The organism is Psychrobacter sp. Cmf 22.2, from assembly GCF_001921745.1.
In the GTDB taxonomy this organism is placed as follows: Bacteria; Pseudomonadota; Gammaproteobacteria; order Pseudomonadales; family Moraxellaceae; genus Psychrobacter.
Genome location: NZ_MRYA01000002.1, coordinates 107,690 through 121,206, shown reverse-complemented (window position 1 = coordinate 121,206; position 13,517 = coordinate 107,690). Strand labels below are relative to the sequence as shown.

General features: G+C 45.2%; 11 protein-coding genes. 8 read left to right on the top strand and 3 right to left on the bottom strand.

The features are described 5' to 3' along the window. Positions 1–180: 180 nt before the first annotated feature. The 6 genes from BTV98_RS04720 (at position 181) to BTV98_RS04695 (ending at position 7,987) form a co-directional block, all read left to right on the top strand. Complete coding sequence (locus tag BTV98_RS04720) at positions 181–2,334, top strand: FAD-dependent oxidoreductase (protein ID WP_058369015.1); 2,154 nt, start codon at positions 181–183, stop codon at positions 2,332–2,334. A 214-nt stretch (positions 2,335–2,548) separates the two neighbouring features. Further along, a complete protein-coding gene (locus BTV98_RS04715; RefSeq protein WP_058368798.1) occupies positions 2,549–3,868 on the top strand; it encodes an ABC transporter substrate-binding protein in 1,320 nt (439 codons plus the stop codon). Continuing rightward, complete coding sequence (locus tag BTV98_RS04710) at positions 3,865–5,637, top strand: ABC transporter permease (protein WP_075103047.1); 1,773 nt, start codon at positions 3,865–3,867, stop codon at positions 5,635–5,637. The genes BTV98_RS04715 and BTV98_RS04710 overlap by 4 nt, the downstream gene beginning before the upstream one ends. 186 nt (positions 5,638–5,823) lie before the next feature. After that, on the top strand, positions 5,824–6,474 hold the full coding sequence (locus tag BTV98_RS04705; protein WP_058368797.1) for an ATP-binding cassette domain-containing protein: 651 nt from the start codon (positions 5,824–5,826) through the stop codon (positions 6,472–6,474). A gap of 58 nt (positions 6,475–6,532) precedes the next feature. Next, positions 6,533–7,162 (top strand): CDP-alcohol phosphatidyltransferase family protein, encoded by a 630-nt coding sequence (locus BTV98_RS04700; protein WP_058368796.1) that lies wholly within the window; start codon positions 6,533–6,535, stop codon positions 7,160–7,162. A gap of 33 nt (positions 7,163–7,195) precedes the next feature. Beyond that, positions 7,196–7,987, top strand: a complete 792-nt coding sequence (locus tag BTV98_RS04695) for a sterol desaturase family protein (RefSeq protein WP_058368795.1) — start codon at positions 7,196–7,198, stop codon at positions 7,985–7,987. A 7-nt stretch (positions 7,988–7,994) separates the two neighbouring features. Here BTV98_RS04695 and BTV98_RS04690 read toward each other — a convergent pair whose 3' ends face one another. The 3 genes from BTV98_RS04690 to cobT form a co-directional block, all read right to left on the bottom strand. Then, on the bottom strand, positions 7,995–8,555 hold the full coding sequence (locus BTV98_RS04690; protein WP_058368794.1) for a histidine phosphatase family protein: 561 nt from the start codon (positions 8,553–8,555) through the stop codon (positions 7,995–7,997). A 185-nt stretch (positions 8,556–8,740) separates the two neighbouring features. Beyond that, on the bottom strand, positions 8,741–9,637 hold the full coding sequence (gene cobS, locus BTV98_RS04685) for an adenosylcobinamide-GDP ribazoletransferase (RefSeq protein ID WP_082638014.1): 897 nt from the start codon (positions 9,635–9,637) through the stop codon (positions 8,741–8,743). Then, a complete protein-coding gene (cobT, locus tag BTV98_RS04680; RefSeq protein ID WP_256713838.1) occupies positions 9,637–10,695 on the bottom strand; it encodes a nicotinate-nucleotide--dimethylbenzimidazole phosphoribosyltransferase in 1,059 nt (352 codons plus the stop codon). The genes cobS and cobT overlap by 1 nt, the downstream gene beginning before the upstream one ends. 233 nt (positions 10,696–10,928) lie before the next feature. Here cobT and BTV98_RS04675 point away from each other — a divergent pair, with 233 nt between their 5' ends. Both BTV98_RS04675 and BTV98_RS04670 read left to right on the top strand, forming a co-directional pair. After that, on the top strand, positions 10,929–12,287 hold the full coding sequence (locus BTV98_RS04675) for a GntP family permease (protein ID WP_143505648.1): 1,359 nt from the start codon (positions 10,929–10,931) through the stop codon (positions 12,285–12,287). A gap of 93 nt (positions 12,288–12,380) precedes the next feature. Then, entirely contained in the window at positions 12,381–13,517 is a 1,137-nt protein-coding gene (locus tag BTV98_RS04670; protein ID WP_058368791.1) for a glycerate kinase, read from the top strand.

Genomic DNA, 13,517 nt, shown 5'->3' with positions numbered 1-13,517 from the left:
AGCTTTTTTTATTAGTTTTTTTTGACATTAATCAAAGATAGTCCAAAAAATTATATAACTAGAAAGCCGTAATATGTTACGCTTATACGATATTGAGCAATCGCTCAAAAACACTTAGATTATACCTTGCTGTCAATAATTCGATATTTAACTTTGCTCCACCACTAAGCCGGACCTTTCATGATTAAAAGAATATTTTTAATACTGTTAATATTGATATTAGCGGCAAGCTTTTTTTATTTTGATCTAAATCAATTATTAACGCTTGACGGCTTAAAAGGGTCGATGGCGCAATTTAACGACTACAAAGCGCAATCGCCACTGCTGATTATCGGTGGGTTCTTTTTACTTTACGTCGTCGTCACCGCCCTATCCTTACCGGGTGCAGCTATTTTGACTTTGGCAGCTGGGGCATTATTTGGCTTATGGCAAGGTTTATTGGTCGCCTCATTTGCCTCTAGTATTGGCGCAACCTTAGCGTTTTTGGCTTCACGTTACTTACTGCGTGATACCATCAAACAGCGCTTTCCTGAACGCTTAGCAGCCATTGATGCTGGCGTGGAAAAAGAAGGCGGGTTTTACTTATTTACCCTGCGCCTTGTGCCGATATTTCCGTTCTTTTTAATCAATTTACTCATGGGTGTCACTGCTATTAGAGCATGGACTTATTATTGGGTCAGCCAAATTGGTATGCTCGCGGGTACTTTTGTATTCGTTAATGCTGGTACGCAACTGGCGCAAATTGACAGCTTGTCAGGGATTTTATCGTTTAATTTAATTGTCTCATTTGCGTTGTTAGGCTTTTTCCCACTTATCGCAAAAGGGATATTGAATATGCTAAAAAAACGCCGCGTCTATAAAAACTATAACAAACCTAAAAAATTCGACCGTAATATGATCGTGATCGGGGCTGGTGCTGGCGGACTGGTCACCAGCTATATCGCGGTGACCGTCCGTGCAAAAGTGACATTAATCGAAGCGGGCGAAATGGGTGGCGACTGTTTAAACTATGGCTGCGTACCCAGTAAAGCCTTGATCAAAAGCGCGAAAGTCGCCGAACAGATGCGCCATGCTGAGCGTTACGGCTTAAAAAATACACCACCAACGTTTTCATTTAAAAACGTCATGAGCCGTATCCATAAAGTCATCGCTGATATCGCTCCAAATGACAGCGTCGAGCGCTATACGGACTTGGGTGTCGAAGTGTTAAAAGGCTACGCTAAGTTCATCGACCCGTGGACAGTAGAGATTGCGCTAAACGATGGCGGCACGCAGCGACTAACCGCACGCTCCATCGTTATTGCGACTGGCGCGCGTCCATTTGTACCAGACTTGCCAGGTTTGGAAGAAACTGGCTATGTGACCAGCGATACTATATGGAACAAGTTTACCGAATTAGAAGAAGCGCCGAAAAAGCTGGTGGTACTTGGCGGCGGGCCTATCGGCTCTGAGCTGGCGCAAGCCTTTGCACGCTTAGGCTCCAATGTGACCCAAATCGAAAGAGGCGCGCGTCTTATGAAAAAAGAAGACGTGGAAGTCTCAGAATTTGTGCAAAAAGCACTCACTGAGAGTGGCGTGAATGTCTTAACCTCGCATCAAGTGATACGCTGCGAGATACGTGACGACAAAAAATATATTGTGGTGAAACACAATGAGACAGAAATCGTGATTGAATATGACGAATTAATTTGTGCCGTTGGACGTCGTGCGCGCTTAGAAGGTTATGGCTTAGAAAGCTTAGAAATAGAAACTGAACGTACCATCGAGACCGATGACTATCTAGAAACCCTCTACCCCAATATTTACGCGGCTGGTGATGTCGTTGGTCCTTATCAGTTTACTCACGTGGCCTCTCATCAGGCATGGTACGCCGCCGTTAATGGTTTGTTTGGACATCTAAAGAAGTTTAAAGTCGATTACCGCGTGATTCCGTGGACGACTTTTATTGATCCAGAAGTCGCACGCGTGGGCTTAAATGAGCAAGAGGCTATTGAAAAAGGCATCGATTTTGAAATTACCCGCTACGACTTTAAAGACTTAGATCGTGCGGTGACAGAAAGCGCCAACGCTGGCTTTATCAAAGTCATTACGCCAAAAGGCAAAGATAAAATACTCGGCGTGACCATCGTCGCTGAGCATGCTGGGGATATCATGCCAGAATTTATACTGGCGATGAAACATGGTTTAGGTCTGAATAAAATACTCGGCACCATTCATATGTATCCAACGTGGGCGGAGGGTAATAAATACGCGGCTGGTGAATGGAAACGCAATCATGCGCCTGAAACGGTATTAAACTTACTTGAGAAATACCATACATGGCGTCGAGGTTAATTAACCTTCCAGTGAAACTCGATGCTGTTGCAATTCATTAATTTCATCGTCTTTTAGACGATCGATTTTTTTAGAAATAAGTGCTGTTGGGATAAATTTTTTGAAGCCTCTGGAGTGACGAAGTCACACAGCAAGCGAAGAAAATTTGTACCAACAACACGCTTCAGAATCTATGATTGAATGACATTTAACACAGGTTATAACGAGAACATAAATGTACGTTATTAAATCTTTACCAGCTTTGGCAACATTAAAAAACTTAAGCCGCTATAGCACCTATGCTGTAGCGCTTAGCGTTTGTACGGTTATTTCTTCCAGCATATCAGCCAGCACTGCCTCATCCACTACCGATGACCTTAATCAAAATTTATCATCTTGGCAGCAGATAGAGGTGCAAGGTAAAAACCAAGACGTTTACTTCTATGCATGGGGCGGTGACCCTCAGATCAATACCTATCTACAGTGGGCCGCCGAGCAAGTCGATGATAAATATAATATCAATTTGGTTCATGTCAAATTGAGCGACACCAGTGAAGCCGTCAGCCGTGTACTCGCGGAAAAATCAGCCGATAATAATGATGAAGGCAGCGTGGATCTCATCTGGATAAATGGCGCAAACTTTGCCACCATGAGTGAGAACTCATTATTACTGAAACAATGGGCGAACAAGCTGCCTAACTTCGCGCTGACCGATCCAGATAATAATCCTGCCGTAAACTTTGATTTTGGTGTGCCAACCAATGGCATGGAAGCGCCATGGGGACAAGCCTCGCTGACCTTTTATTACGACAGCTTATCGACGAATAAGCCACCAACCACCCTAAATGAGCTGGTCAATTGGACGGCGCAAAACCCCGGGCGTTTCAGCTACCCAAAGCCGCCTGACTTTTTAGGCATGAGCTTTTTAAAATACGCTTTAGTCATGCTACTTGAGCAGCAAGATGCTAAAACAGGCGAAAATATCAAAGCACAGCTCAACCTGCCAGCCACAGAGCAAAATATAGACATGGTATTAGCCCCTCTATGGAAGTTCTTAGACAACTTTCATCCAACCCTCTGGCGTAAGGGTGAGCAATTTGTGCAAACGGGCGCGCACATGCGGCGTTTGGTTGATGATACCGAGCTTAGCTTAGCCTTTAGCTTTTCCGCGCCTGAAATTCCTGCGGCCGTGCAGCGTTATGATTTACCCAAGAGCATTCGTAGCTATGCCATGAGCGATGGCAGCTTAAGTAACACTCATTTTGTGGCCATTCCTTATAACGCCAGCCACCCACAAGCCGCGCAGCTGGTCGCAAACTTCTTGCTAAGCCCAGAAGCACAGGCTAAAAAGCAGACCTCTTCTGTGTGGGGTGATAAAACCGTACTCATCCAATCGACGCTCGACCCTGAGCAACAAGCATTATTCAAGACTAACAAACCGCATCCGAGCGCCCTACCGGTTGATGCGATAAAACGTACCGTAAGTGAACCACATCCAAGCTGGGTTGATGCCATTATGCAAGGCTGGCAGGCGCGTTATGGGGTCAGCCCATGAGTAACGATTCTAACAACAAAAGGGCTGATACAAATACGAAAACGACAGCGCCTTACCAGACAGACCTATCTACGCGCATCTTTACGGGCGTTGTATCTTTAAGTCCAAAATTTTTATTGCTACTGCTGATATTACCCGTGCTCGGTGGTTTACTCAGCGTGCTATTACCTGCCTTTAGCTGGGTCCCTGCACTTGAGAAAACGACTCTTAGTCTACAAGGTTTTAACGATCTTTGGCAGACGCCGGGTCTTACCCAAATGGTAGCGTTAAGCATCGCCACTGGATTAATCAGCACGCTATTCGCCTTTGTCATGACTTTAATGATCTTGGCAGCATTTTTTAATAGCATTTGGCTGACTCGTATTGAGCGTTTACTGAGTCCAATCTTGGTCATTCCTCATGCAGCGGCAGCCATCGCAGTTGGTTTTTTAATTGCGCCTTCTGGTATGTTTTCACGCCTTATTTCACCGTGGCTAAGTGGCTGGGAGTTGGCGCCAGGCGGCATGTTTCCACATGACCCGTACGGCATCAGTATTATTTTAGGTTTGACGTTAAAAGAGCTGCCGTTTTTATTACTTATGGCACTAGGCGCTTTGGCACAACCAGAGCTGGGTAAAAAGCTGCGTCAGCAATATAAAGTCGCGCTAAATCTCGGTTATTATCCCATCACTGCCTTTTTTAAAGCCGTACTCCCTGTCCTCTATCCTTTTTTACGTTTGCCTATCTTAGCCGTGCTGGCCTATGCCAGTGCCAGCGTAGAGATGCCATTGATATTAGGTCCAAATACGCCGCCCACGCTGGCAGTCACTATCATGCAATGGTTTAACGATGTTGACTTGAACTTACGTATAAAAGCCTCGGCGGGCGCGTTATTACAGCTGGCGTTGACGGGTGGTTTAATCGCCTTGTGGCTTGGTAGCGAGAGAGCGATAAAAGCTTGCTTTAATGGCACGTTGATAAATGGCAAGCGCCACTATGCAGATGCACTCTGGCAAAAAATCACCGCCACGCTTACCACTGTGGTGATAGGCTTTATTTTGCTGGCGCTCATTGGTCTGGTCATGTGGTCAGTGGCTGGTTTTTGGCGCTTTCCCGCCGTATTGCCAGAGCAGTTAGTGTTATTACATTTTCAAAGTGCTTTTACGCAAATGGGTACGCCATTATTTAATACTCTTGCTATCGGTATCGTAAGCACCGTATTTGCCATTGTGCTGACTTTGTTATGTCTAGAAGCTGAGCAATTAAGTCAAAAACCACTTTCAACATTGACCAGTTTTATTATTTATTTGCCACTGTTAGTGCCCAGCATTGCCTTTTTATTTGGTTTGGTGTGGCTACAGCAGTTGGTGAATAACCAAACAGCGTTTTTTAATGTGGCGTTTACCCATCTGCTTTTTGTACTGCCTTATGTGTTTTTATCGCTTGCCAGTAGCTACAGGCGTCTAGACCCTCGTTTTGCTCATGTAGCCGCGAGCCTTGGTGCAACTCCTGCTAAAGTATTTTTGCAGGTGAAATTACCACAACTGTTTGCGCCTCTGTTAATTGCTATCGCCCTTGGTTTAGCGATTAGCTTTGGTCAATACTTGCCGACGTTGTTAGCAGGCGGCGGACGTATAGCCACCATCACCACAGAAGCGGTGACTCTCGCCAATGGTGCCAGTAGGCGCACCAGTGCGGTGTACGCCATCATCCAAATGGCGTTACCGTTAATTGGCTTTATATTGGCGTGGGTATTGCCCAAATATTTCTTTAAAAGTGGCACTCGTTAGAAATAACATCTATAAGCGCTCCACTTTAAAGAAACAGTTGGCGTAGGCTGTGGCTTTAGCTCAGCTTAAATCTTTGCAAAAGCAAAATGCTGGGCTAAAGCCACAGCCTACGTTCGTCCATACTAAATTAAGAGTCAGGTAGCTGTGAAAATATCAGTCGTTAAAAACGTACATAAAGGGTCCTTGATGCAATCATCGTTACAGATAAAAGACTTACAGTTATATCGAGAAGGCACGCTATTACTCAGCCTAGATGAGCAAATTGCTGGTGGTGAAATATTGACCGTCATGGGCCCATCTGGCAGTGGTAAATCGAGCTTATTGAACTGGCTAACAGGTACTTTACCAAACGGTTTTACCGCTACTGGTGAGGTCTGGCTAAATGATAAAAATGTAAGCCATCTGCCGACGCACCTGCGTCATATTGGGGTACTGTATCAAGATGCACTACTGTTTTCGCATTTATCAGTAGCGGGTAATATTGCTTTTGCGATGCCTAAAAGTAATAAAATGGGCGATAGAAAACAGCGTAGTGAAAAAATAGAACAGGCGCTGGCACAAGTGGGGCTAGCGGGCATGGAAAATCGTCATCCTGACAATTTATCGGGCGGGCAACAAGCACGAGTGGCGCTACTTAGAACGCTATTGAGCGAGCCAAAAGCGATACTGCTAGACGAGCCTTTTAGCAAGCTCGATACCCAGCTACGAGTAGATACGCGCCAATTGGTATTTGAGCAAATCCGCACCCATAAACTGCCCGCTATCATGGTCACGCACGACCATAGCGATGCTGAAGCCGCAAAGGGGAAAGTGATTCATTTAGGTCTGTCGTTTTAGACCTATAGTCTTAGAATTATAACCTTAAACACCAAAGCGAAATACAAAAGGCAAGCGCATGCTAGACAAGTTTCTTACGCCCATGATTAAGCCAATGCTCGCCCCTGTGGTCGTTGTCTTGCACAAGCGCGGCATCACCGCTGATCAGCTCACGGTAGCGGGCTTCTTAATCGGCATGTTAGCGTTGCCACTGCTAGCGTTTGAGCTGTGGTATGGCGCACTGGCGGCGATTGTATTAAATCGTATTTTTGATGGTCTTGATGGCGCTCTCGCTCGCCATGCTAAGCAAAGCTCAAGCGCAGGCGGCTACTTAGATATTACGCTTGATTTTCTCTTTTATGCAGCAGTGCCGCTGGGATTTATCTTGGCAAACCCTGAACAAAACGCCATTGCAGGTGCATTGTTACTCGCCGCTTTCATTGGTACAGGCTCCAGCTTTTTGGCATTTGCGATTGCTGCCGAAAAGTTTAAACTGGATAAACCACAGTTTAAATATAAAAGCTTTTACTATTTAAATGGTTTGACAGAAGGCACTGAGACTATTGCGCTGTTTGTTGCCTTTTGCATTTGGCCGCAGCACTTTGTGCTACTCGCTAGCATCTTTGCAACTGCCTGCGCGATTACGATTTTTACCCGTATCCATGGCGGTTATCATACCCTTAAACAACTAGAAGCAGATGCTCATTAAAGTATGCAGTTTGTACAAATCAAGAGGTAAGCAATGACTAACGAAGTATGGTGGCGGCTTGGATTCTTTTTGAGCATTTTAGTGATTATGATGCTGATTGAATGGCGCATGCCTGCCCGCACCGCGCCCATCAAAAACCGTAAACGCTGGTTTGCTAACTTTGGTTTGGTGTTTGCGTCATCTGTTATTGCTCGCCTAGCAGTGCCTGTGGGTCTAACGGCTGTGGCACTTTATAATCAGCAGCATGGAATTGGTCTATTCAATATAATTGATTTGCCAAGCTTCCTAGTCATCGTATTAAGCTTAATATTGCTCGACATTATTATTTACTGGCAGCACCGATTATTTCATCGTGTGCCTATTTTATGGCGTTTGCATAAAGTCCATCATGCTGATGCGCATATCGACGCTAGCACAGGCTTAAGGTTTCATCCCATTGAGATTGTCTTAAGCATTTTAGTGAAGCTCGTTGCCGTCAGCTTATTGGGCGTTCCTGCCATTGCAGTGCTGATATTTGAGATTGCGCTAAATAGCTTGGCAATGTTTAATCATGCCAATATTCGTCTGCCACCTGCCATTGAAAAACCTGCGCGCCTCGTATTGATGACGCAGATTTTGCACCGTATTCACCACAGTCAGCGCGGCAGTGAGACCAATTCAAACTATGGTTTTAGCGTCATCTGGTGGGATTGGATTTTTGGTAGTTATAAAGGCGCTGCGCAGAAGTCTGATAACGAGCTAGACATTGGGCTAAAAGAATATCCATCACCCAAACAAAACGCCTCACTATGGGGGTTGCTCGTGATGCCGTTTAGAAAAAAATAAACCATAGCTAAAGGCCCGAAAACCTCAAATAACTACACTCCCTATAAGCAACTGAAGATGGCCAATCAGCAGCTATCTGCGGTATATCTTGGCCAGCATCAATCATCTTGGCAGCATTAATCCAGCCTGCATGACCAACCGCTAGTATTGGGGTGTGATTGGATTCAGTCGAGACTTTATTCAACCACCCTTTAACACGGTCAAATAGCTGCTGCAAACTTTCGCCATTATCGGGCGCAAAGTGCGCAAAGTTATCACACCAATCATCAATCTCTTGCTTAGCGATTTGCTCCCAAGGGCGACCATCCCATTCGCCAAAATCAATCTCTGCAAGCTCTGGCGCAATTCGACATTGAAAGCCACGTTGCGACAATATCTGTCCGACTTTTAGTGAGCGTTGTAATGGGCTTACCCAAATGACTTTAGGCAATTGATGAACACGAGTAAAGCGCTCGATTTGATTGGCAAGGCGTTTTAATTTACGCCTATCTACTCTGATATCCGTCTGACCGATACAGATACCCTCAGCAGCAATGGGTTTAGGATGACGCCAGATATAAAGAGTCATTGATCAATTAGCCTTCTTCTTTGTAGCCAATCCGCTATAAAACGCACACAGTGCTACTGGGATAAATTTTTCGTAGCATCTGTCTGCGCAGGCACAGCAAGCAAGGAAAATTTACCCAGTAGCGCGTTATGATACTTGTACTCATTTCATTTAGGACTGATTATATACTTTAGATTTCTTTTGAATTATAAAAAAGGTATAGTCGCTGCCAAACCTGCATAAATGGCAACTTCACTCAGCTGTTGTGTCGCCCCTAGTCCATCACCCGTATAGCCATCCAGACGCCTACGTAATAAGCGCCGCATATAATCAGTGGCAACTAAAGCCAACACCAAAGCCAATAACCACTGACCGATGCTAATCTGCTGTATGGCATTAGGAAATGTAACCATTACTAAAACTCCTGCCATTAGCAACCAACCACTACTGAAAAACCCTTGTAGCGGTGTCAACTGCTGCGCCATCGGTTTGGCTTTAGCATGCTCTATCTCACCGCCATACGGCAGCAGCGCAAGCAAGCTAATGCATAATAAGCGCGACGCGGTATGACCAATAATCAGTGCAACGATAGCCACCGATAACGGCATAGCGGCTAATAAGGAGATTTTTAGCAATAATGCTGACACCAGACCTAACACGCCATATGTCCCTAAACGCGAGTCTTTCATGATGGTTAAAGTACGCTCACGAGTCAGACCGCCGCCCAAACCATCACAGCTATCGGCAAGACCGTCTTCGTGAAAAGCGCCCGTGAGCTTAATCCCGAATACCGTACTTAGCACCGCAGCAACTAAGGGCGTAAATAGCACACTGGCAAGCCAAAACACGCCAGCGCAAAGTAGCCCAACCAGCAAACCGACTGCAGGGAAATGACGGCTGCTTTGGTGTAACCACTGCGGATTATAATTTTTGAATGGCGGTACGGGTAATCGCGTTAAAAACTGCATGGCAACCAGTAACAGTGTCCATTCGTGCTTTATGAATTGACCAATGCTTTTAGGCGAAGACTGCTGTGACGGCTTTGGTCGATTGAATGGCTGTTTTGATGATTGTTTAGATGGCTTTTTTGATAACTGTGACATTAGCTGTTTTGCTCACTAATGCCAGCATCACTAAAACTTGCCATCTCATTGATAATGGCACAAGCGGACTGCAATAGAGGATAAGCAAGCGCCGCGCCACTACCTTCGCCCAAACGCATACCCATATTAAGTAATGGCTCAGCATTTAGTAATTTTAATAAATGCGCATGCCCTGGCTCGACTGAATGATGGGCGAAAATAGCATATTGAGCGACACCTGGCGCTAGATGCTCGGCAGCCAATAACGCACTGCTGGCAATAAAACCATCGATTAATAAAATACGGCGTTCGCTAGCGGCCTGAATCAGCGCCCCTGCCATCATGGCGATCTCAAGCCCACCTAATGCCGCGAGCGCGTCCAATGGAGACTGTGTCTCATTATGACGCGCCAATACTTGCGTTAAAACATTCGTCTTATGCTGTAGCCCTGCATCATCGAGACCGGTACCACGACCAATACAATCAGCAATCGGTACATCACCTAATCTCGCCAGCAAAAGACTCGCCGCTGAGGTATTACCGATGCCCATCTCACCGACGATGAGCAAATTACCCGCCAAGCCTTTAACCACTTTCATACCGTTTTCTAGTGCAGCTAAGCACTCTTCTGCTGTCATGGCGGGCTCTGTGAGCGCGTCTCGGCTACCATGACGAACTTTATAATCGAGCAATTGTGGATGGTCTTTAAAAGAAGAATTGGCAAAGTCTGCATCTACCCCAGCATCGACGACCTTTAGCTCGATATCATGCTGACGCGCCAAGACATTGATAGCAGCACCACCCTGCAAAAAGTTATAAACCATCTGCGCGGTGACGGCACTTGGATAGGCTGAGGTGCCATGCTTAGTTAAACCATGATCGGCGGCAAATACTCGAATTTGCGGCTGATAAATCTGCGGCCTCGTCGTCCCTTGAATCATACCGATTTGCAGCGCCAGCGACTCTAAACGACCCAGCGCGCCAAGTGGTTTGGTTTTAAGGTCTATAATTTGTTGTAGCTGCTGACGTAGGTCATTATTTTCTATATTGGCAATGGTTGGTAGTGTAAATGTGGTCAAAGCAGTCATCCTGAAGTTAATGCATATAAAACAAAAACCACATACTAGCAGAGTATAGGATTTTTACCATTAACAAAGGCATATCTGCGTTGAATACCTTGTCGAATAGATTTCCTAGCAGCATGTATTTACTATAGAATATGCCCTTTTAAAAATCTATATCGCTATTGATGCCTGATTAAATTATAGCTGCATTGATAGTTAACTAAGATATCAACCAAATAGAGATAGTCATGATAGTATTTTGGCTTGTATTAACCATTCTTTTTATTATTTTTGCCACCGCAAAATTAAAATGGCATCCTTTTTTAGTATTGATACTATCGGCATTTTTGGTAGCGCTATTTTATCAAGTGCCCCTTGATACCGTTGCTAAGACTATCTCTGATGGATTTGGTGGCATCTTAGGTTACATTGGTCTAGTGATTGTATTTGGTACTATTATCGGGTTAATTCTTGAAAAGACGGGCGCAGCAATTGTAATGGCCGAAACGGTTATTAACTTTTTAGGGCCACGCTTTCCTACGCTGACCATGTCTATTGTCGGCGCCGTCGTCTCAATTCCTGTATTCTGTGATTCAGGATTTATCATTCTAAACTCGTTAAAAGAATCTTTAGCCGAGCGCTTAAAAGTATCAAGCGTGGCCATGAGTATTGCTTTAGCAACTGGCCTATATGCCACCCATACATTTGTACCACCTACTCCAGGACCCATTGCTGCAGCTGGGAACTTAGGATTAGAGTCAAATTTAGGTTTGGTCATTATGGTTGGTGTTGTCGTCACGGCCGTCGCTGTATTGGCGGGCTGGTTGTGGTCAAACCGTTTCCTTAATGTCGAACCAGACAATATAGATGCCGAAAACGCCCCTGCAGCAACTGTGCCAGCCAACATGAAGTCTCGTGAAGACTATAATAGTATGCCTTCTGCGACCAAGGCTTTTTTGCCTATTATTGTTCCTATCGTATTGATTTGTTTGTCTTCTATTGCCAACTTCCCTACCGCCCCTTTAGGAGAGGGCTTATTGGCTGACATACTCATATTTATTGGTAATCCACTTACCGCCCTACTTATCGGTCTGTTTTTATCATTTTTATTAATAAATGGTAAAGAGAAGACGCAACAAGTTAGTGATGCGATCTCTCAAGGTCTAGTCGTAGCAGCACCAATCCTTTTGATTACTGGGGCTGGCGGTGCATTTGGTGCGATGCTAAAAGTCACGCCAATAGGCGACTATTTAGGTACTACTTTGTCCGCATTAGGGCTCGGTATTTTTATGCCATTTATTGTGTCTGCTGCGCTAAAAACTGCTCAAGGCTCAACCACAGTTGCATTGGTCACCACCTCAGCGATGGTCGCACCGTTATTGGGTCAAATTGGTCTCGACAGTGAGCTTGGACGGGTGTTTTGTGTGATGGCGATTGGCGCAGGCGCGATGACCATCTCGCACGCTAATGACAGCTTCTTTTGGATTGTCAGCCAGTTTAGTCGTATGAGTGTGGCACAAGCTTATAAAGCTCATTCAATGGCTACCGGTATTCAAGGTATTACCAGCATATTGTTTATCTGGTTATTAACTTTGGTATTTATTTAACTAATTTTATTAAATAAATTGCTAGAGAATAGCGTTTATAAAAGAATCTTGCTTAGCCACTTTATTTTTACTTAGATATTCCAAGAGAGCTTCATGAAAATTTTAATCGCCCCTGACTCGTTTAAAGAAAGCTTAGAAGCGCTAGAAGTTTGTCGCGCCATCCAATCTGGGTTTAGTCAGGTTTTTCCTGATGCAGACTATACATTATTGCCCATGGCAGATGGCGGCGAAGGCACCTCTGCGGTGCTCTCGTATGTGTTGGGCGGGCGCTGGAAAAACGTGGTTGTGAACGATCCATTAATGCGACCAATTACTGCCAAGTATCTGTTATTAGAAAACAAGACAGCTGTGATTGAAATCGCTCACGCCTGCGGTCTACATCTATTGAAGACGGATGAGCGCAATCCGCTCATTACCAGCAGCTACGGAGTTGGCGAACTTATTGCGGATGCTTTGAGTGAGGGCGTCAAACGCATCATTATCGGTCTGGGCGGTAGTGCCACCAACGATGCTGGTTTGGGAATGTCAACGGCCTTAGGAATGAATTTCTATAACCATGATGGCAAGCCTTTGGCACAAGGTGGTAGTGAGTTTATCAACTTGCAACAGATAGACGGTGCAGAGCTTCATCCAAAGCTGCAAGATACCGTCTTTGAGGTCGCCTGCGATGTAACCAACCCGTTATGCGGATCCTCAGGAGCCAGTGCTATCTTTGGACCACAAAAAGGCGCCAATCCAGAGCAAGTGGCGCTATTAGATAAAGCCTTGAGTCACTTTGCAATGGTATCTGGACAGCACGGCTATCAGGATTACCAAAATATCGCAGGCGCAGGGGCAGCAGGCGGTCTTGGCTATGCCTTAACGACCTTTTGCGGCGCTAATCTTAAATCAGGCTTTGATACCGTCGCTGAGGCTGTCAGTCTAGAAGAGCATATTGCTAATGCAGATCTGGTCATCACTGGCGAAGGTAAACTTGATGCACAAACTTTAATGGGTAAAGTCGCTGGCGGTATCAGTCAACTTGCCAAAGCCAATCACAAGCCCGTGATCGCTATTTGCGGTAGCGTTGACGGCCTTGCGCCAGCTCAGACCACTGGGTTTGACGTCGTCATTCCGAGTATCCAAAAGCTGGACACTCTTGATAAGGTGTTAGGCAGCGCTTATCAAAATATCGAGACCACTGCGGCCAATATTGCCGCGGCTATTAAACTGGGGCAAAGCATAAGATAA